Source organism: Saccharothrix xinjiangensis, from assembly GCF_039527585.1.
Taxonomy (GTDB): Bacteria; Actinomycetota; Actinomycetes; order Mycobacteriales; family Pseudonocardiaceae; genus Actinosynnema; species Actinosynnema xinjiangensis.
Genome location: NZ_BAAAKE010000001.1, coordinates 457,019 through 476,361, shown reverse-complemented (window position 1 = coordinate 476,361; position 19,343 = coordinate 457,019). Strand labels below are relative to the sequence as shown.

Here is a 19,343-nt window from a genome sequence, read left to right as displayed (position 1 = left end):
GATCGACCAGACCGGCCTCCCCGTGAACGGGGGGGCCGGTCTCGCACGCCGGCCCTTCGACCAGAAGCGCGCCGAGGCCGCGGTGCGCGAGTTGCTGCTCGCGTGCGGCGAGGACCCGGAGCGCGAAGGGCTGCGCGACACCCCGGCACGCGTGGCGCGGGCGTACCGCGAGCTGTTCGCGGGCCTGTTCACCGACCCGGACAGCGTGCTGGCGAAGACGTTCGACGAGTCGCACGAGGAGTTGGTGCTGGTCACCGACATCCCGATGTACTCGTTCTGCGAGCACCACCTGCTGCCGTTCCACGGCGTGGCGCACGTCGGCTACATCCCGAACGAGCACGGGCGGGTGACCGGCCTGTCCAAGCTGGCGCGGCTGGTCGACCTGTACGCCAAGCGGCCGCAGGTGCAGGAGCGGCTGACGTCGCAGATCGCGGACGCGCTGGTGCGGCGGCTCGAACCGCGCGGCGCGATCGTGGTCGTCGAGGCGGAGCACCTGTGCATGGGGATGCGCGGCGTGCGCAAGCCCGGGTCGCGGACCACCACGTCGGCCGTGCGCGGCCTGCTGCGCGACTCGGCGTCGTCCCGCGCGGAGGCGATCGAGCTGATCCGGGGACGCCTGCGGTGAGCGTGGCCAGACCGGACCGCTGCGTCGTGGTGGGCGTGCTGAACGTCACCCCCGACTCGTTCTCGGACGGTGGCCGCTACCTGGGGTTCGACGACGCCGTGGCGCACGGCGTCGCCCTGTTCCGGCGGGGCGCCGACCTGGTCGACGTGGGCGGCGAGTCGACCCGGCCGGGCGCGGAGCGGGTGGACCCGGAGGTCGAGGCCGCGCGGGTCGCGCCGGTGATCCGCGCGCTGGTCGCGGAGGGCGTGCCGGTCAGCGTGGACACCACGCGGGCGCGGGTGGCCGAGGCGGCGCTGGACGCGGGCGCGTCCATCGTCAACGACGTGTCCGGCGGGCTGGCCGACCCGGCGATGATCCCGCTGGTGGCGTCGGCCCGCGTGCCGTACGTGCTGATGCACTGGCGCGGGCACAGCCGGGGCATGAACCGGCTGGCCGTGTACGACGACGTGGTGAAGGACGTGCGGGACGAGCTGTGCCGCCAGGTGGACGCGGCGCTGGCCGCCGGCGTGGCCGAGGACGACATCGTGCTCGACCCCGGCCTGGGCTTCGCCAAGGACGCCGACCACAACTGGCAGCTGCTCAACCGCCTCGACGCGCTGGTCTCGCTCGGGTTCCCGGTGCTGGTGGGCGCGTCCCGCAAGCGCTTCCTGGGTTCGCTGCTGGGCGGTCGCGAGCCGGACGGCCGCGAGGACGCGACCGCGGCGGTCTCGGCGCTGGCGGCGTTCAACGGGGCGTGGGGCGTGCGGGTGCACGACGTGGCGAAGTCGCTGGACGCGGTCGCGGTGGCCGGTGCGTGGAGGGCGGGCAGGGGTGGTTCCGGTGGCTGACCGGATCTCGCTGCGCGGCCTGCGCGTGCGCGGCTTCCACGGCGTGTTCGAGCACGAGAAGCGCGACGGCCAGGACTTCCTGGTCGACATCACCGCGTGGCTGGACCTGTCCCGCGCGGCGGCGACCGACGACCTGCGGGAGACGCTGCACTACGGCGAGCTGGCCGAGCGGGCGGCGGCGATCGTGGCCGGCGGCCCCTACGACCTGATCGAGACCGTGGCGGGCAAGGTCGCGGACGAGGTGATGACCGACCTGCGGGTGCGGGCGACCGAGGTGACGGTGCACAAGCCGTCCGCCCCGATCCCGCTGGTGTTCGCGGACGTGTCCGTGACCGTCCGGAGGACCCGTGACTAGGGCGGTCCTGTCGATCGGGTCGAACCTCGGCGACCGGCTCGGGCACCTGCGGTCCGCGGTGGAGGGCTTCGCCGGGTCGCTGGTCGCGGCGTCCCCGGTGTACGAGACCGCGCCGTGGGGCGTGACCGACCAGGACGACTTCCTCAACGCGGTGCTGGTCGTGTCCGGCGACGAGGACGAGTGGGGCTGGCTGCGGCGCGGGCAGGCGCTGGAGGAGGCGTCGGGGCGGGTGCGCGAGCGGCGCTGGGGGCCGCGGACGCTGGACGTGGACGTGGTGGTGGTGGACGGGGTGACCTCGTCGGACCCGTCGTTGCTGCTGCCGCACCCCGGGGCGTTCGAGCGGGCCACGGTGCTGGTGCCGTGGCTGGACGTGGAGCCGGGCGCGGTGCTGCCCGGACACGGGCGGGTGGCGGACCTGGTGGCGGGCCTGGACCTGAGCGGTGTCACCCGGAGGGATGATCTCTCGCTCCGGTGACCACCTACGAGCAACCAGCGGTGGGGTGTTCCGGCCTGCCGCGCGGTGTCGGGGACGATGGTGGGGTGAGGTTCACCAAGCCCCGTGACCTGCTCGCCGCCGGACTCGTCGCGGGTCTGCTCGCGCACCTGCTGATCAGGCTCACCTACGACACGCTGCCGCCGCTGCCCACGTTCGCCGGGTTCACCCTGCTGGTGATCGCGGCGGTGGACCTGTGGCTCGCGTTCTCGTTGCGCGCCCGCATCCTGCGCAAGCCCGGCGCGGAACCGGTGCAGCCGTTGACGGCGGCGCGCGCCGTGGCGCTGGCCAAGGCGTCGTCGCTGCTCGGGGCGATCATGCTCGGCGCGTGGGCCGGGGTGCTGGTCCACGTGCTGCCGGTGCGGGACGAGTTCGAGGCGGCGGGCCACGACGTGGTCAGCGCCGTCGTCGGGGTCGTGTGCGCCGCCGCGCTGATCGGCGCCGCGCTGTGGCTGGAGCACTGCTGCAGAACGCCGACCGATCCCCACCGCGACGAGTGAATACCGACGCCGAGGTCTCAATCGGATAACTGACCGGTACGGTAGACGCCATGACCGGGCGAGGCGCGTCGGACGATGACGACCAGCAAGATCACGGTCGTGGCTCCGGGCGACTACTGCTGGTAGCGGCATTGGCGCTCGCCCTGGGCGCCGCGGCGGTGCTCGTGCTCAGCGACAACGCCCGCTGGCTGCGCCTGGCCGTGGTCGCCGCGCTGTGGGCGGCCCTGGTGGGCGCCTTCCTGGCCGCCCGCTACCGCAGGCAGGTCGCCGACCGCGAGGACGAGGTGGCGGACCTCCAGTCGGTCTACGAGCTGGAGCTGGAACGCGAGGTCGCCGCCCGCCGCGAGTACGAGCTGGAGGTCGAGACCGAGGCCCGCAAGCGGGTCCAGGACGAGGCCAAGGACGACCTGGAGGCGCTGCGCGACGAGCTGCGCGCCCTGCGGGAGAACCTGGAGGCCCTGCTCGGTGGCGAGGTCCTGGTCGAACGGGTGGCGCTGCGCGCCGAGTCGACCCGGATGCGCGCCCTGTCCGACCAGTCCCGGCTGATGGCGCTGGGTGACCAGCGGATCATCACCGCGGGGCCCGCGCTGCCCGCCGCGAGCGCGAAGAAGGTCGCGAACAAGGTCGTGGCCAAGACCGCGGACAAGCCCTCGGCGGACCGCACCGAGCTGATCGAGCGGGTGGGCCACGACACGTCCCGCAAGGACCAGGTTCGGCGCCCCGAACCGGCACGCCCGGAGCCGGTGCGGCGGGAACCGGCCCAGCCGGCGCGCCGCGAGCCCGCCCGCGCGGCCCAGCAGCGCCCGACGCCCCAGGCGGTGGCGCGCCCCCAGGCCGAGCCGACCGAGCGCGTGGGCCGGGCGGAGGCGGCAGGACGGGCGGACGCGGCGAACCGGGTTGACGCGGCGAGCCGCCCGGCCCCGGCCGAACCGGCCCGAGCGCCGGAACCCGCCCAGGACGACTACGCGCAGGACGACCACGGCGGCCAGCGACGCAGCCGGGTGGCCGAGCGCACCGAGATGATCAGCCGGGAAGCGGTGGCCCAGGTGCGGCAGGCGGAGGCCCAGCAGGCGCGCCGCCCGGACGTGACGCGAGCCGACGTGACGCGAGCCGACGCGAATCGGGCTGACGCGAATCGGGCCGACGCGGCGCGAGCGGTCCCGGTCCGGCGGTCGCCCGCCGAGCGCGCGGCCGGCCGGTCGCCGGCGGAGCTGACCGGTGAGCACCGCCCGGTGGCCGAGGACCGCACCGGTTCCGCCCGGGTGGACCTGGTCGGCGAGCACCGCCCGGTGACGAGCGCGGCGGGCCGCCGCCCGAGCCTGGAAGCGCGCCGCGCCGAACTGACCGGCGAACACCGGCCCGTGACGGGGGACCCCCGGCGGTCACCCGGCGAGCCCCGACCGGCGCCGGGCGCGCACGCCACCCCGACCGGGACGCACCAACCGGTCACCGGGGCGCGCGCGAACCAGACCGGCACCCACCAGCCGGTGCCGGGCAGGCGGCCCGAGCAGACCGGCACGCACCAGCCGGTGGCGGGCGCACGTCCGGACCAGACCGGAACCCACCAGCCGGTGCAGGGCAGGCGAGCGGAGCAGCCGGGCACGCCCCCGCCGGTGGCGGGCAGGCGGGCCGAGCAGACCGGCACCCACCAGCCGGTGCAGGGCAGGCGGGCCGAGCAGCCGGGCACGCCCCAGCCGGTGACGGGTTCGCGCGCTGACCAGGCCGGGACCCACCGCCCCGTGGCCGCGGAGACGGGCCGCAGGTCCGCCGACGCCGCACGTCGCGCATCGGCCGAGCTGGAAGGTCGGCCGGGACGCCGATCGGTGGAGCGCCTGGAGGCGGAAGCCGCGCCCTCCGCAGGTCGCCGCCGGGCGCCGGAGCCCACCGAGGCGGGCGGTCACCGCCGTGCCGAGGACCGGGGCGACACGTGGGAGGAGATCTCCAAGCCGAGCCGGCGCAAGGCCCCCGAGCCGGTGGAGCCCGCAGGCGCCCACGCGGACGGCAAGTCGGTCAGCGAGTTGCTCGCCGCGTTCGGCGGAGCCGACTCGCCGCGCCGCCGCCGGCGTCGCGGCGAGGACTGAGCCGGGCCGGGATTGAGCCGGGCGGTAGTTGGGCTTGGTCGGGCCGGGGCCGGGCCGGAAGAGCAGGGGTCAGCCCTTCCCCCTGACTCGCCACCGGCCACCTGCTACTTGTCGATGTCGCCCACGACCACGGCGAACGACCCCAGCACCGCGGGCAGGTCGGCCACCCGCGTGCCCGGCAGCAGCGCGGACAGCGCCTGGACGTTGTTGAACGACGGCGTCCGCAGCTTCAACCGCCACGGCGTCTTCTCGCCCCGGGACGCCAGGTGCACCCCGGACGTGCCCAAGGGCGCCTCCACCCACGTGTACACCGACCCCTCGGGGGCCTTCACCGCCTTGGGCAGCCGCACGTTCACCGGTCCGCCCGGCAACCGGTCCAGGCACCGCCCGGCCAGCTCGACGGACAGGCGCACCTCGTCCACCAGGCACCGGACCCGGGCCAGCGCGTCGCCTTCCGCGCGCACCACCGGCCGCACGTCCAGGCCCGCGTAGCCGGGCAGCGGGTCGTCCCGGCGCAGGTCGAAGTCCACTCCGGACGCCCGCCCGATCGGGCCGGTCACCCCGAACGCCAGCGCGTCCTCCCGGCCGAGCACGCCGAGCCCCGCCAGCCCCGGCGGGGCCTCGCCGGGGTCCACTCCCGCCAGCACCTCGCGCACCCGGTCGGTCCAGCCCGCGGGGACGTCCTCGCGCAGGCCGCCGATCCGGTTGAACATGAAGTGGATCCGCCCGCCGGACGCCTCCTCCAGCACGGCCTGCACCGCGTCCCGGTCGCGCGTCCCGGTGAGCGGGGCCAGGAACACCAGGTGCGCCATGACCCGGTTCAGCTCGCACAGCAGGGCGCGCAGCACCTGGGCCCGCGGGGGCACCTCCATGCCGGTCATCCGCTCCACGGCCAGCGCGACGGCCAGCTCGTTGCAGAACGCGGCCAGCCAGTCGTGCCGGTTGGCGAGGGTCAGGACCTGCCGGTAGTCGCGGACCTCGAACAGCTTCTCCGCGCCCCGGTGCAGGTGTCCCACGAGCGGTTCGGCGGCGGTGATGACCTCGTCGTCGCGGACGGTCAGCCTCAGCCGGTACGCGCCGTGCGCCGACGGGTGCAGGGGGCCGAGGTCGACCACCCGGTCCACGCCCAGGTGGCGCGCCCCGGCTCCCACGCCAACGGTGATCTCCACCCGGTCATGCTCGCACGGCCGCTAGTCGCGGGTGACGGCGAACAGGAAGCAGCCGTGCGACGCGCTCCGCACCTGCACCTCGACCACCGCCGGGTCGTCGAGCAGGCCGCTGATGCCGTCCTCCAGCCGCTCCGGCGCGGCCACCTCGCCGCCGTGGATCCGGCCGTCCGCCGCGTACGCCCGCAGCAGCCGCTGCGCGTGCCGGAAAGCCTCCGGGAGCGCCGCGGTGGTCTCCGGCCCGCCGCACGGCTCGACGTGGGCGAACACCGGGCCGACCTCCTCGTACGGGCCGCGCCCGGCGGTCGGCGAGTAGCGGAACAGCACCACCGGCTCACCGTCCCCGGCGCGGCGCAGGCAGCACCGCAGCGGCGCGCCCGGCGACTCGGGGTGCAGCTCGTGGTGCTCGTCCGCGCCGGCTCGGGCGCGGGCGCGGTCCAGGACGTCGGCGGGCAGGGCGTGGATCCTCATGGCCCCAGGGTCGCCCGGGAGGGGATGCGCCGGCCGGCGGTCTTCGGCCCTGGCGCCGGCCGCTCGCGCGGAAGGCACCGGCTCGCCGCTCGCGCGGAGGGCGCCGGCTCGCCGCGCACGGCTCGCCGCGCACGGCTCGCCGCGCACGGCTCGCTGCGAACTGCCTGCCGTGCACCGCCCGCGGGCTCCCGTGCGGCACCGGCCCCGGCGAGACCGTCGTCGTGCCGCCGCACACCGGCTCCGAGCTGGTCGGGGAGCGGCGCCGCCGCCCCGGGCCCGGTGGCTTCACGGCCGCCAGGGCGGCAGGGGCGGCAGCAGGTCGGTCACCGGCACCCCCACCCCGTGCAGGAGCCAGCCGAACGAGCCCAGGCCGCCCACCGCCCGCAGCTCGGCGACCCGGGACGCCCGCTCGGCCGCCGCCAGCCAGTCGGCGGCGGCCGGGTCCACCGAACCGCCCTGGCCCAGCGCGCCCAGCGCGTCCCGCTGGGAGACCAGCACCCACTCCCCGCCGGCCGCCGCGCCGCACGCGTCCAGCGCCACGTGCGCGGTCAGGTCGCAGCTCCCGTCGAACACCGGCTCCACCCGCCGCCCGCCGCGGTAGGCCGCGAACGTGCCCGCCGCGTACCGGCCCGCCGCCCGGTCCGCCCGGACGTGCCCGTAGTCCACCGCCAGCGCCGCGCCGGCCGCGACCCGCGCCACGGCGCCCGCCCACGCCGCGTCCCGGGGCGCGCCCACCTCCGCCCGCTCGCCCTCCCGCACCGGCCACCACCGGGCCAGCCACCCGTCCTCCGACGGGCCGGTGACCAGCGGGCACGGGATCGCGTCCAGCCACTCGTGCCCCACCAGCAGCCCGCGCACCGACGTCGGCAGCTCCCGCGCCCACCGCACCCCCGGCAGGGACCGGGCCGGGCCGACGTCCACCGCCGTCACCACCAGCCGGGGCGCGAGCGACCCGGGCGCCAGGGCCCGCACCGCCGCGGCCAGCTCGCCGCCGCCCGCGCCCACGTCCACGAAGTCCACCCGGTCGGGCCGTCCCAGGGCGGCGTCGACCCGGTCCAGCAGCACGAGCAGCGCCTCGGCCAGCTCGGGTCCCACCAGGGGGGCGGTGCGGAAGTGGTCGGCGGGCACCTCGCCGCGCGTGAAGAACCCCGCCGGTCCGTACAGCGCCTCCCGCCAAGCGGATTCCGACTCCACCACCGGTCAAGTGTCCCTTTAAGGTTTGCGTCCGTGACCACTCCCGCCCGCAAGCGCGTCGACCAGCGCCGCTGGACCGTGCTGCTCCCGGTCGTCGGCCTGATCGCGCTGGGCGTGTCCGGGCTGGTGCTGCTCGGCCTCGGCACGAGCAGCGTCGGCCTGCTGCCCATCCTGGTCGGCGCGCTGGCCGCCCTGGTGCCGGTCCTCGCGGTCCTCGGCGCCTACCTGTGGGTGGACCGGTGGGAACCCGAACCGGCGAAGGTGCTGCTGCTGGCCTTCGCCTGGGGCGCGTGCGGCGCGACGATCACCTCGCTGGTGTTCAACCAGACCGCCTACGTGCTCGGCGAGCTGATCAACGGCGACGGCGCCACGTTCGCCGCCGTCATCGGGGCCCCGGTCGTCGAGGAGGCCGCCAAGGCGGCGTTCATCGTCGCGGTGTTCCTGCGCCGCAGGCAGGAGTTCGACGGCGTGGTGGACGGCATCGTCTACGCGGGCGTCACGGCCGCGGGCTTCGCCTTCACCGAGAACATCTGGTACTTCTCCCGCGTCTTCGCCGACAGCGGGTTCGGCGACCTGAGCAGCGGCGTGGTCGCCCTGTTCGTGCTGCGCGGCGTGCTCTCGCCGTTCGCGCACCCGCTGTTCACCTCGCTGACGGGCATCGGGATCGGCGTCGCGGCGATGACCGGCCACCGCGCGCTGAAGGTCGCCGCGCCCCTCCTGGGCTACCTCGCCGCGGTCGGCCTGCACTCGCTGTGGAACTTCTCCACCACGGTCGGCACCGGCTCCACGTTCATCAACCTCTACTTCCTGATCATGGTCCCGATCTTCGCGGGCATGGTGTGCATGGTCGTCTGGCAGCGCCGCCGCGAGCAGCGGGTCGTCGCGGCGCAGCTGCCCGCGATGGCCGAGCAGCGCTGGATCGCCTCCAGCGAGGTCACCCTGCTGGCCAGCCTCCAGGGTCGGCGGCGGTGGCGGCGCGCGGTCCGCCGCAAGGTCGGCGAGCAGGCGGCCAAGGCCGTCGCGGGCTACCAGGTGGCGGCCACGGAACTGGCGTTCCTGCGGCACCGGATGGCGCAGGGCACCGCGGGCGCGGACGCCGACGAACGTCACTCGAAGCTGCTGCACGCCCTCGTCGTCGCACGTCAGGCCGCTGTGGACGCGCCGGGCGCGCTCAAGGCCGCGGGTGGCGTTCGTCGCAGTTGACCACCGCGGACAACCCGTCGGATTACGCTCGCGGCCGTCGTCCGGTACCCGGTGGAAGGGACTGGAACGCCGCTTAAGGAGCTACGTCGCATGGACGCGACCCCCCGCCCCGCGCGGCTGGCCGTGGGAGTGATCTCGGCCGGTCGGGTGGGCTCGGTGCTCGGCGCCGCGCTGTCCCGCGCGGGGCACGTGGTGAGCGCCGCCTCCGCCGTGTCGCGCGATTCGCTGCGCCGCGCCGAGGAACTGCTGCCCGACACCCCGGTGCTGCCGCCGCCCGAGGTCGCCGCCCCCGCGGACCTCGTGCTGCTCGCCGTGCCCGACGACGAGCTGCCCGGCCTCGTCCGCGGCCTGGTCGCGACGGGTTCGCTGCGCCAGGGCCAGATCGTCGTGCACACCAGCGGCGCGCAGGGCGTCGCCGTGCTCGCCCCGGCCGCCGAGGCCGGTGCGCTGTGCGTGGCGCTGCACCCCGTGATGACCTTCACCGGCCGCGCCGAGGACGTGCAGCGGATGAGCGCCTGCTCGGTCGGCGTCACCGCGGCCGACGGCGACGAGGTCGCCTGGAGCGTGGGCGAGGCGCTCGTGGTGGAGATGTCCGCCGAGCCGGTCCGCGTGCCCGAGGCCGCCCGCCCGCTCTACCACGCCGCCCTCGCGCACGGCGCCAACCACCTGATGACCCTGGTCGCCGACTGCGCGGACCTGCTGCGCGAGGCGGGCGTCGCCAACGCCGAGCGGGTGCTCGGCCCCCTGCTGTCGGCCGCGCTGGACAACGTCCTGCGGCACGGCGACCGCGCGCTGACCGGCCCGGTGGCGCGCGGCGACGCGGGTACCGTGGCCAAGCACCTGGCGGTGCTCGCCGACCACGAGACCCTGCCCGCCTACCGGGTCCTGGCGCGCCGCACCGAGGCGCGCGCACGAACCGCCGGGCTGCTCAAGCCCGGACCGGCGTCCGACGTCCGCTCGACCCTCGAGGACTGAACAGGCATGACCAAGCCCCTCACCAAGGACGACTACAAGCCGGGCGACGTCACGGTGCACCACGACCCCCGGCGGCTGAACCGCGTCACGAAGGCGCTCCGGGCCGCCGGCCGCAACGTCGCGCTGGTGCCGACCATGGGCGCGCTGCACGAGGGTCACCGCAAGCTGATCCGCGAGGCCCAGGTGCTCCAGAACACCGTGGTCGTCGTCTCCGTCTTCGTGAACCCCGCCCAGTTCGGGCCGGGCGAGGACTTCGAGCGCTACCCGCGCACCCTGGAGTCCGATGTGGACATCTGCCGCGAGGAGCGCGTCGGCCTGGTGTTCGCGCCCTCCGCGGAGGACATGTACCCGCCGGGCGGCACGGTCACCGTCCACCCGGGCCCGCTCGGCGACGAGCTGGAGGGCGCGTCGCGGCCGGGGCACTTCGCGGGCGTGCTGACCGTGGTGGCCAAGCTGTTCAACATCGTGCAGCCCACCTACGCGGTGTTCGGCGAGAAGGACTACCAGCAGCTCACGCTGGTCCACCGGATGGCGCGCGACTTGAACTTCCCGCTGGACGTGGTGGGCGTGCCGACCGTGCGCGAGCCCGACGGCCTGGCGCTGTCCTCGCGCAACCGCTACCTGTCCGACGCCGAGCGGCACGCGGCGACCGCGCTGTCCGCCGCGCTGGTGGCGGGCGCGCACGTCAGCGGCCAGGGCGCGGGGGCCGTGCTGTCCGCGGCCCGCGACACGCTCGCCGCCGAGCCCGGCGTCGAGCTGGACTACCTGGAGCTGCGCGCGCCCGACCTCGGTCCGGCGCCCGAGAACGGTGACGCCCGGCTGCTGGTCGCCGCCCGCGTCGGCTCGACCCGACTGATCGACAACGCCGCCGTGCTGCTCGGCACCGGTGACGAGTAGATAGGGGGACCGCGGTGTTCCGCACCATGCTCAAGTCGAAGATCCACCGGGCCACCGTCACGCAGGCCGACCTGCACTACGTCGGCTCGGTCACGGTGGACGAGGACCTGATGGAGGCCGCCGACCTGCTGGCGGGCGAGCAGGTCGCGATCGTGGACGTCACCAACGGCGCGCGCCTGGAGACCTACGTCATCCCCGGCGAGCGCGGCAGCGGCGTGATCGGCATCAACGGCGCGGCCGCGCACCTGGTGAAGCCCGGCGACCTCGTCATCCTCATCGCCTACGGCCAGATGGACGACGCCGAGGCGCGGGCGTACCGGCCGAAGGTCGTCTTCGTCGACGCCGACAACCGGGTGGTCGACCTCGGCGCCGACCCCGCCCACGCGCCGGAGGGCTCCGGCCTGGTCAACGGCGGCACGTCCGCCCAGGCCACCGGGACCCAGGCCACCGGGGCGACCGCGAACGGGACCCACGCCAACGGGGCGCACGCCGAGGCCGCGCCCGCGGAGACCGAGGACGCGGCGGCGCTGGACGCGCTGATCCAGGCCGAGAACTAGGGGGGAACGGCTGTGCTCCTCGCCATCGACGTCGGCAACACCAACATCGTCCTCGGCCTGTACGACGGCACCGGGGACAAGGCCTCCCTGGTCCGCGACTGGAGGATGCGCACCGACGCGCGGATGACGGCCGACGAGCTGGCGCTGACCATGCGCGGCCTGCTCGGCGAGTACGCGGACAAGGTCACCGGCATCTCGGCGCTGTCCACCGTGCCCGCGGTGCTGCGCGAGCTGCGCGTGATGCTCGGCCGCTACTACTCGGCGGTGCCGAAGGTGCTGGTCGAGCCGGGCGTGCGGACCGGTGTGCCGCTGCTGGTGGACAACCCCAAGGAGGTCGGCTCCGACCGGGTGATCAACACGCTGGCGGCGCACCACCTGCACAGCACCGCGTGCGTGGTGGTGGACTTCGGCACCTCGACCAACCTGGACGTCATCTCCGCCAAGGGCGAGTTCCTCGGCGGCGCGCTGGCGCCGGGCATCGAGATCTCGGTGGACGCGCTGGCCTCCCGCGCCGCGCAGCTGCGCAAGGTGGAGCTGGTGCGGCCCCGGTCGGTGATCGGCAAGAACACCGTCGAGTGCCTCCAGTCCGGCATCGTCTACGGGTTCGTCGGCCAGGTCGACGGCCTGGTGCGGCGGATCGTGGCCGAGCTCCAGGCGAGCGAGCCCGGTCCGGTGACGGTGATCGCCACCGGCGGGCTCGCGCCCCTGGTGGTGACGGAGTCCGCCACCATCCAGGCGCACGTGCCGGACCTGACGCTGCTGGGCCTGCGCCTGGTGTTCGAGCGGAACATGCGCTGACGCGGCTCGGCGCGCGGGCTCGGCACGTCGACCCGGCGCGCCGGCTCAGCGCGTCGACCGCGCCCGCTTGACGAGGGTCGTCAGGGGCACGTCGAACCCGCCACCGGCGGTCTCGGGGTTGGCGGCGAGGAACGCGAGCACCCGGGCGTTGACCTCGTCGCGCTCCTCGGGCGGGATCACCAGCATGTGCGAATGGGTGTTGACGGTGGCCACCAACGACTCGGCCGTGCGCGGGTGGGCGTGCCGGAACTCCCGCTCGGCCACGTCGGCGAAGTCCTCGTGCGCGGGCATCCAGTCGCCGCGCGCGTCGTTCGAGCCGACGCTCGACCCGGCGACCCGGTCGAACTCGACGAGCCACGGCACCGACCGGTCCAGGTCGTTCCACAGCGCCGCCAGCACGCCGCCCGGCCGCAGCACGCGCGCGATCTCCGGGAACGCGCGCCCCGGGTCGAACCAGTGGAACGCCTGTCCCACCAGGACCGCGTCCACGGTGTCGTCCGGCAGCGGGATGCGCTCGGCGGAGCCCGGCAGCGCCCGCGCCGCGCCGTGCCGGCGCACCAGCTCGGCGAGCATCCCCTCGTCCGGCTCGACGGCGGTGACGTGGTGGCCCTCGGCGAGCAGCACGCCGGTCAGCTTCCCCGTGCCCGCGGCCAGGTCGAGCACCCGGAGCGGGCCGTCGTCGCCCAGCGGTCCCAGCGCCCACCGGACGGCGGCGACCGGGTAGTCGGGTCGGTGTTCCGCGTAGGCCGCGGCGTGCGCTCCGAAGGAGTTCGCCCGCCGGGCGCGCAAGTCGTCTGACGTCACCGGCCCGAGCCTAGTGAGAGCCGGTTCGAATACCGGGCGAGTTCTTCCGTACCCTTCCTCTCCGTGAGCGAGCAGCCGGCGATCCCTTCCGCGACCAGCGACGACGACCTCCCCGAGCAGATGCGGGTGCGCCGCGAGAAGCGGGCGCGTCTGCTGGAACGGGGCGTCGATCCCTATCCGGTCGAAGTTCCCCGCACGCACACGCTGCGCGAGGTGCGCGACGCCCACCAGGGGCTGGACCCCGACACGTCCACCGGTGACGTCGTGGGCGTGACCGGGCGGGTCATGTTCATCCGCAACACCGGCAAGTTGTGCTTCGCGACGCTGCGCGAAGGCGACGGCACCGAACTCCAGGTGATGCTGAGCCTGGACGGCGTGGGCGAGCGGGCGCTGGCCGAATGGAAGTCCGACGTCGACTTGGGCGACCACGTATTCGCGCACGGCGAGGTCATCACCTCCCGCCGCGGCGAACTGTCCGTGCTGGCCGACGAGTGGCGGTTGACGGCCAAGGCGCTGCGCCCGCTCCCGGTCGCGCACAAGGAACTCGCCGAGGAAACCCGCATTCGGCAGCGCTACGTGGATCTGATCCTGCGCGAGCAGGCGCGGAACACGGTGCGCAACCGGGCCGCCGTGGTCCGCTCCTTGCGGGAGTCGTTCCACCGGCGCGGTTTCGTCGAAGTCGAGACGCCGATGTTGCAGACGTTGCAGGGCGGCGCCACCGCCCGGCCGTTCGTGACCCGCTCGAACGCCCTGGACATCGACCTGTTCCTGCGCATCGCGCCGGAGCTCTACCTCAAGCGTTGCGTGGTCGGCGGTATCGAGAAGGTCTTCGAGATCAACCGCAACTTCCGCAACGAGGGCATGGACTCGTCCCATTCGCCCGAGTTCTCCATGTTGGAGTACTACGAGGCGTACGCCACCTACGACACGAACGCGGTCCTCACCAGGGAGTTGATCCAGGAGGCCGCGCTGGCGGTCGCCGGCTCGCACGTGGTGACGCTGGTCGACGGCGAGGAGTACGACCTCGGCGGCGAGTGGACCACGCTGGGCATGTACGAGTCGCTGTCGGAGGCGGTCGGCGAGGAGGTCTCGCCGGGGACCACCGCGGAGCGGCTGCGGGAACTGGCCGACAAGCACGGCTTCGAGGTCGATCCCGAGCTGGGCCACGGCAAGTTGGTCGAGGAGCTGTGGGAGCACCTGGTCGGCGACGGCCTGCACGCGCCGACGTTCGTGCGCGATTTCCCGGTCGAGACGTCACCCCTCACCCGGCAGCACCGCACCCGTCCGGGTGTGGCCGAAAAGTGGGACCTGTACGTGCGCGGTTTCGAGTTGGCCACGGGATACTCCGAACTGGTCGACCCGGTGGTGGAGCGGGAGCGGTTGGAAGCCCAGGCGCGCCTTGGCGCCGGTGGCGACGTCGAGGCCATGCCGGTCGATGAAGACTTTCTGCGATCGCTGGAGTACGGAATGCCACCGAGCGGCGGGGTCGGAATGGGCATCGACCGCCTCCTCATGGCGCTCACCGGTCTCGGTATCCGGGAGACGATCCTGTTCCCCCTCGTGCGCCCGGAATGAGTAACTTCTCGGACTCCGGGCGGCGGATTACGCTACTTGTGCGCTAACCTGCACTCGCCAATGCTTTAGGTCGCGGTCGGGGAGCACGCCGCGCATTCGAGTCCAGGAGGATACGCATGGCGCAGAAGGTCACCGTGACCCTGGTCGATGACCTGGACGGTGGGCAGGCCGAGGAGACGGTCGGTTTCGGTTTGGACGGCGTGTCCTACGAGATCGACCTTTCCGAGGGCAATGCGTCCAGGCTTCGCGAGGCCCTCGCCGACTTCGTCGCCAGCGCGCGCAAGGCCGGTGGCCGCAAGCGCGGTCCTGGTCGGCCCGCCGGTGTGAAGGCGGCGCGTCCGGCCTCGGCTGACCGGGAACAGAACCAGGCGATTCGGGAGTGGGCCCGCAAGCAGGGCATGAAGGTCTCAGACCGGGGCCGCATCCCGGCCGAGGTGCTGGAGGCTTACCACCAGCAGGGCTGACCACGGCGACGTGGCGCAGGCCACGGGCAATTACGCCAATCGACGAAGGGGCGCCGGGTATTCCGGCGCCCCTTGGTTGTTTTTCCGCACCGACTCGGTAGGGGGTCGGGGAGGCTTGTGCGGTCGTTCGGGTGAGGGCTTCGCGCGTGCCGGATGGGGGTGTCGACGGACTTGTGGGGGCTCGTGCCGGCCGAGTAGCGCGGGGTCCGATGAGGTGATCTTCCCGACGGCCGGCGCGCGTTGAAGATCCTTTTGTTCACCCGTTCCCCGCACGGCGATCTTCTGTTCGGTCTTCGGCCGTCTCGATTGGTTGTGGTGTTCGGCACGTCGGGCGCGGCGCCTCTTCCCCGGTCGGGTTCGGTTAGGCTGCCCTCACCTGGTCTGGACTGGTGAGGGGGAAACCTTGGGCCTCCGCGCCACCCGCCTGCTCTCGCTCCTCGGCGCGCTGTCCGGCGTGCTGGTCCTCGTGGCCCTGGCGAGCGTCGCCGTGGGCGCGCGGGACATCCCGCTGGACGAGGTGTGGCGGGCGCTGACCGCCCGGACCGGCGCCGAGGACGACGTGGTCGTGCGCGAGCTGCGGGTGCCCCGGACGGCCCTCGGCGTGGCGGTGGGCGTGGCCCTGGGCGTCGGCGGCGCGCTGATGCAGGGCCACACCCGCAACCCGCTCGCCGACCCCGGCATCCTCGGCGTCACGCAGGGCGCGTCGTTCGCGGTGGTCCTGTCGATCTTCACCCTAGGGGTGGACAACCTCTACGGGTACGTGTGGTCGGCCTTCGCGGGCGCGCTGGTGGCGAGCGTGGTGGTGTTCCTGCTCGGGTCCGGCCGCTCCGGGCCGACGCCGGTGACCCTGGCCCTGGCGGGCGCGGCGGTGTCCGCGCTGATGACCGGCCTGGTGTCCGCGCTGGTGCTGCTGGACCGGCAGAGCCTGGACGCGTTCCGGTTCTGGCAGGTCGGCGGGCTCGCCGGGCGCGAACTGGCGGTGCTGTGGCAGGTGCTGCCGTTCCTGCTGGTCGGGCTGGTCCTGGCGGCGTTCAACGCGGGCGGGCTCAACGCGCTGGCCCTGGGCGACGAGGTGGCCCGGTCCCTCGGGCACCGCGTCGCGGCGACCCGGGTGGTGGGCGTGGTGGCGATCACGCTGCTGGTGGGCGGGGCGGTCGCGGCGTGCGGCCCGATCGGGTTCCTCGGGCTCGTGGTGCCGCACGTGGCGCGGGCGCTGACCGGGCCCGACCACCGGTGGCTGCTGCCGTTCTCGGGGGTGGTGGGCGCGGTCGTGCTGCTGGCGGCCGACGTGCTGGGGCGCGTGCTGGCGCGGCCCGGCGAGCTGGACGTCGGCATCGTGATGGCGCTGGTGGGCGCGCCGTTCTTCATCGCCCTGGTGCGGCGGCGCAAGCTGGTGGGGCTGTGAGCCGGGGCGGGGCGGCCGGCGTCGTCGCCGAGGCGCGCGGCGGGGGCGGGGTGCGCGTCGGGCCGGTGTCCTGGCGGCTGCGGTGGCGGCCGTTGGCGCTGGTCGTCGCGGGCTTGGCGGCGCTGGCCGTCGCGGGCGGGGTCGCGGTCGGGCTCGGCGACGTGCCGATCGGCCTGGGCCGGGTGTTCGACGTGCTCCTTGGCGGCGGGACGCGCGGGCAGCGGTTCATCGTGCTCGACCTGCGCCTGCCCAGGGTGCTGACCGGGGTGTGCGTCGGCGCCGCGTTCGGGATCGCCGGCGCGCTGTTCCAGGCGATCGCGCGCAACCCGCTGGCCAGCCCGGACGTGCTCGGGATCAGCGGTGGCGCCGCGGTGGGCGCGGTGCTCCTGATCACCTTCGCCGGGTCGTTCGGCGCGGTCGGCGGCGCGGCGGCGAGCTTCGGGGTGCCGCTCGCGGCCCTGGGCGGCGGGCTGGTGGCCGGGCTGCTGGTGCACGGGCTGGCGTGGCGGCGCGGCATCGAGGGGTTCCGGCTGGTGCTCGTCGGCATCGGCGTGGCCGCGGTGGCCGTCAACGCCACCAGCTACCTGCTGACCGTCGGCGACGTCACCGACGCGGCGCGGGCCGTGGCGTGGCTGACCGGCAGCCTGAACGGCCGCGGGTGGGAGCACGTCGTGCCGGTCGCGGCGGCGCTGGCGGTGCTGCTGCCGGTGGCGCTGCTGGGGTCCCGGTCGCTGGGCGCGCTGCAACTGGACGACGACACGGTGCGTGGGCTGGGCGTGCGGCTCGACCGGGCGCGGGCTGGCCTGCTGCTGCTGGCGGTCGTGCTGGCGTCCGTGGCCACGGCGGCGGCCGGGCCGGTGGCGTTCGTGGCGCTGGTGTCGCCGCAGGTCGCGCTGCGCCTGGCGGGCACGGCCACGCCGCCGGTGCTGGGTTCCGCGGTGGTCGGCGCGCTGCTGGTGGTGGCGTCCGACCTGGTCACGCGGGTCGCGTTCGGCGGGGTCGAGCTGCCGGTCGGCGTGGTGACCGCCGTGCTCGGCGCGCCCTACCTCATGTACTTGCTGGTCCGCAGTCGTCGGGAGGCACGGGTATGACCGGGGTTGGCGCGGCGCCGGGGGCCCGGCTGCGGGCGCGGGCGCTGTCCGTGGGCTACGGCGAGCGGCTGGTGGTGTCCGGGCTGGACCTGGACGTGCTGACCGGCTCGGTGACGGCCGTCATCGGGCCCAACGGGTGCGGCAAGTCGACGCTGCTGCGGGCGCTGGGGCGGTTGCTGCCCGCCCGCTCGGGCGAGGTGCTGCTGGACGGCGAGCGCATCGACCGCACGCCGACCCGCGAGGTGGCGAAGGTGCTGGCGACGCTGCCCCAGTCGCCGCAGGCCCCCGACGGGCTGACCGTGGCCGAGCTGGTGGCGCGCGGCAGGCACCCGCACCAGGCCTGGTACCGCCAGTGGTCGGCGGAGGACGAGGCCGTGGTCGCGTCGGCGCTGGAGATGACCGGGATGAGCGGGCTGGCCGACCGGGCCGTCGACGAGCTGTCCGGCGGGCAGCGGCAGCGGGCGTGGATCTCGATGGCGCTGGCGCAGGGCACGGACCTGCTGCTGCTCGACGAGCCGACGACCTACCTGGACCTGGCCCACCAGATCGACGTGCTGGACCTGGTCCAGCGGTTGAACTCGGAGTTCGGGCGGACCGTGGTGATGGTGCTGCACGACCTGAACCTGGCCGCCCGGTACGCCGACCGGCTGGTGGCGATGAGGGCCGGTGAGGTCGTGGTGGCCGGGCCGCCCGCGGAGGTGCTGACCGAGGAGACCCTGCTGGAGGTGTTCGGGCTGGACGCGAAGGTGGTGGTCGACCCGGTGGCGGGCACGCCGCTGGTGGTGCCCATCGGTCACCGGCACCGGTGAGCGGTCGCGCCGGTGAGGGGCCGGCACGAGCCGAACCGGTCAGCGCACCCTCGGGCACGTGGCGCAGGCCTCGGCGCCCGGCAGGACGTAGTGGAAGCAGCAGCTCTCGCGGCGGCGCGTCCAGCCCGTCTCGGTCGCCCGCAGGGTCGAGGCCGAGGTGAACGGCTCCAGCTTCGCGGGCAGCAGCAGCGCCGCGTCCACCACGCCGGAGGACTCGTCGCCGCACATCTGGCCCGCCGTCCACGCGGCGCTGTCCAGGGCGTCGGTGGCCGCGGCCCACAGCATCCGGCGGCCCAGCCGCACGGTCGGGCCGAACGCCGCCACGAACGCCGCGCCGTGCGCCGCGAACCTGGCCCGCAGGAGCGCGGCCAGGGCGTTCTCGTCGGCGACGACGGTGGCCGCCGGGTGGTTGCCCGCCGGGTCGTCGGGCAGGCACGCGAAGTCGTCGGTCAGCAGGGCCACGCCCATGGTGTGCGGCCGGCCGGAGCCGGCCACCTTGATGGCCACGTCGGAGGGGCGCAGCGACGGCACCCGGCGGGCCATGTGGAACAGCACCCCGCCCAGCACGCCGACGACGTTGAGGTACCAGCTCATGACGTAGCCGGCGGTGGTGCGCTCCGGCGCCTCGCCGTACTGGTCGCGCAGCCACTCGGCCAGCGCGCCGCGCCAGGTGTCGAACCGCTCCGGCTCGGAGGTGAACTCCGCGCAGGTCGTCCACGCCGCCCGCTCGACCGGGTCGACCGGCAGGCCGAACCGCACCTCGAACCCCGTGGCCAGGGACGCCGCCCTGGTCAGGGATTCGGACAGGGGGGTCGTCGCCTCGCGTGCGGTCACCCTCGCCGGTACGGTCATGTCCAGAAGGTCCTCAACGTCCGCGGGTCTTCGCCGGGTTGGTTCCCCGGGCTTCACCCGAGGGGTTCCTCAGGCTTGCCTAACCTTACCGAGGTTCCCCTAAGTTAAGCCCATCCGGTGACACCGGTCACGTGCGGGACGCCGAACGGCTGAATGTTCGCGCTGAGCGGACAGCGCCCGATCCGTGGAATCTCCCAGGCA

Annotated in this window: 21 protein-coding genes; 16 read left to right on the top strand and 5 right to left on the bottom strand. The window is 74.6% G+C overall.

What is annotated here, in order from left to right:
- The first annotated feature begins 1 nt into the window (after position 1).
- The 6 genes from folE (at position 2) to ABD223_RS02220 (ending at position 4,881) form a co-directional block, all read left to right on the top strand.
- A complete protein-coding gene (gene folE, locus ABD223_RS02245; RefSeq protein ID WP_344034716.1) occupies positions 2-625 on the top strand; it encodes a GTP cyclohydrolase I FolE in 624 nt (207 codons plus the stop codon).
- Positions 622-1,452: a dihydropteroate synthase gene (gene folP / locus ABD223_RS02240; RefSeq protein ID WP_344034115.1), complete on the top strand. Its 831-nt coding sequence runs from the start codon at positions 622-624 to the stop codon at positions 1,450-1,452. The genes folE and folP overlap by 4 nt, the downstream gene beginning before the upstream one ends.
- The gene (gene folB / locus ABD223_RS02235) at positions 1,445-1,807 is read left to right on the top strand and encodes a dihydroneopterin aldolase (RefSeq protein ID WP_344034114.1); all 363 of its coding nucleotides are present in this window, start codon (positions 1,445-1,447) and stop codon (positions 1,805-1,807) included. The genes folP and folB overlap by 8 nt, the downstream gene beginning before the upstream one ends.
- Positions 1,800-2,282 carry a 2-amino-4-hydroxy-6-hydroxymethyldihydropteridine diphosphokinase gene (folK, locus tag ABD223_RS02230; RefSeq protein WP_344034113.1) on the top strand — a complete coding sequence of 161 codons (483 nt, stop codon included), beginning with the start codon at positions 1,800-1,802 and terminating at the stop codon, positions 2,280-2,282. Before folB ends, folK begins: the two co-directional genes overlap by 8 nt.
- 65 nt (positions 2,283-2,347) lie before the next feature.
- Positions 2,348-2,800, top strand: coding sequence for a DUF3180 domain-containing protein (locus ABD223_RS02225; RefSeq protein ID WP_344034112.1), 453 nt, complete (start codon positions 2,348-2,350; stop codon positions 2,798-2,800).
- Between the two features lie 50 nt (positions 2,801-2,850).
- The gene (locus ABD223_RS02220) at positions 2,851-4,881 is read left to right on the top strand and encodes a DUF6779 domain-containing protein (protein ID WP_344034111.1); all 2,031 of its coding nucleotides are present in this window, start codon (positions 2,851-2,853) and stop codon (positions 4,879-4,881) included.
- Between the two features lie 104 nt (positions 4,882-4,985).
- On the opposite strand, the gene ABD223_RS02215 is transcribed toward ABD223_RS02220, so the two are convergent.
- From ABD223_RS02215 to ABD223_RS02205, 3 genes are all read right to left on the bottom strand, one after another.
- Complete coding sequence (locus ABD223_RS02215; RefSeq protein WP_344034110.1) at positions 4,986-6,050, bottom strand: NADH-quinone oxidoreductase subunit D; 1,065 nt, start codon at positions 6,048-6,050, stop codon at positions 4,986-4,988.
- A gap of 21 nt (positions 6,051-6,071) precedes the next feature.
- Positions 6,072-6,518 (bottom strand): DUF1203 domain-containing protein, encoded by a 447-nt coding sequence (locus ABD223_RS02210; protein WP_344034109.1) that lies wholly within the window; start codon positions 6,516-6,518, stop codon positions 6,072-6,074.
- A gap of 285 nt (positions 6,519-6,803) precedes the next feature.
- Positions 6,804-7,715 carry an SAM-dependent methyltransferase gene (locus ABD223_RS02205; protein WP_344034107.1) on the bottom strand — a complete coding sequence of 304 codons (912 nt, stop codon included), beginning with the start codon at positions 7,713-7,715 and terminating at the stop codon, positions 6,804-6,806.
- Between the two features lie 75 nt (positions 7,716-7,790).
- Between ABD223_RS02205 and ABD223_RS02200 the strand changes: the two genes are divergently transcribed.
- The 5 genes from ABD223_RS02200 (at position 7,791) to ABD223_RS02180 (ending at position 12,142) form a co-directional block, all read left to right on the top strand.
- A complete protein-coding gene (locus tag ABD223_RS02200) occupies positions 7,791-8,915 on the top strand; it encodes a PrsW family intramembrane metalloprotease (protein ID WP_344034714.1) in 1,125 nt (374 codons plus the stop codon).
- A gap of 90 nt (positions 8,916-9,005) precedes the next feature.
- The gene (locus tag ABD223_RS02195) at positions 9,006-9,890 is read left to right on the top strand and encodes a Rossmann-like and DUF2520 domain-containing protein (RefSeq protein ID WP_344034106.1); all 885 of its coding nucleotides are present in this window, start codon (positions 9,006-9,008) and stop codon (positions 9,888-9,890) included.
- Positions 9,891-9,896: 6 nt separating this feature from the next.
- Positions 9,897-10,787, top strand: a complete 891-nt coding sequence (gene panC / locus ABD223_RS02190) for a pantoate--beta-alanine ligase (RefSeq protein ID WP_344034105.1) — start codon at positions 9,897-9,899, stop codon at positions 10,785-10,787.
- A 14-nt stretch (positions 10,788-10,801) separates the two neighbouring features.
- Positions 10,802-11,344, top strand: coding sequence for an aspartate 1-decarboxylase (gene panD / locus ABD223_RS02185; RefSeq protein ID WP_344034104.1), 543 nt, complete (start codon positions 10,802-10,804; stop codon positions 11,342-11,344).
- Between the two features lie 12 nt (positions 11,345-11,356).
- Complete coding sequence (locus ABD223_RS02180; protein ID WP_344034103.1) at positions 11,357-12,142, top strand: type III pantothenate kinase; 786 nt, start codon at positions 11,357-11,359, stop codon at positions 12,140-12,142.
- A gap of 45 nt (positions 12,143-12,187) precedes the next feature.
- Here the strand turns inward: ABD223_RS02180 and ABD223_RS02175 are convergent, their stop codons facing one another.
- A complete protein-coding gene (locus tag ABD223_RS02175) occupies positions 12,188-12,946 on the bottom strand; it encodes a class I SAM-dependent methyltransferase (protein WP_344034102.1) in 759 nt (252 codons plus the stop codon).
- A 63-nt stretch (positions 12,947-13,009) separates the two neighbouring features.
- Between ABD223_RS02175 and lysS the strand changes: the two genes are divergently transcribed.
- The 5 genes from lysS (at position 13,010) to ABD223_RS02150 (ending at position 18,290) form a co-directional block, all read left to right on the top strand.
- The gene (gene lysS / locus ABD223_RS02170; RefSeq protein ID WP_344034100.1) at positions 13,010-14,521 is read left to right on the top strand and encodes a lysine--tRNA ligase; all 1,512 of its coding nucleotides are present in this window, start codon (positions 13,010-13,012) and stop codon (positions 14,519-14,521) included.
- Positions 14,522-14,637: 116 nt separating this feature from the next.
- Positions 14,638-14,985 (top strand): histone-like nucleoid-structuring protein Lsr2, encoded by a 348-nt coding sequence (locus tag ABD223_RS02165; protein WP_344034099.1) that lies wholly within the window; start codon positions 14,638-14,640, stop codon positions 14,983-14,985.
- A 403-nt stretch (positions 14,986-15,388) separates the two neighbouring features.
- Positions 15,389-16,390, top strand: coding sequence for a FecCD family ABC transporter permease (locus ABD223_RS02160; protein WP_344034098.1), 1,002 nt, complete (start codon positions 15,389-15,391; stop codon positions 16,388-16,390).
- Entirely contained in the window at positions 16,387-17,481 is a 1,095-nt protein-coding gene (locus tag ABD223_RS02155; protein ID WP_344034097.1) for a FecCD family ABC transporter permease, read from the top strand. The genes ABD223_RS02160 and ABD223_RS02155 overlap by 4 nt, the downstream gene beginning before the upstream one ends.
- A complete protein-coding gene (locus ABD223_RS02150) occupies positions 17,478-18,290 on the top strand; it encodes an ABC transporter ATP-binding protein (protein WP_344034096.1) in 813 nt (270 codons plus the stop codon). Before ABD223_RS02155 ends, ABD223_RS02150 begins: the two co-directional genes overlap by 4 nt.
- Positions 18,291-18,329: 39 nt before the next feature.
- Here ABD223_RS02150 and ABD223_RS02145 read toward each other — a convergent pair whose 3' ends face one another.
- Positions 18,330-19,142 carry a (2Fe-2S)-binding protein gene (locus tag ABD223_RS02145; RefSeq protein ID WP_344034095.1) on the bottom strand — a complete coding sequence of 271 codons (813 nt, stop codon included), beginning with the start codon at positions 19,140-19,142 and terminating at the stop codon, positions 18,330-18,332.
- Positions 19,143-19,343: the final 201 nt, after the last annotated feature.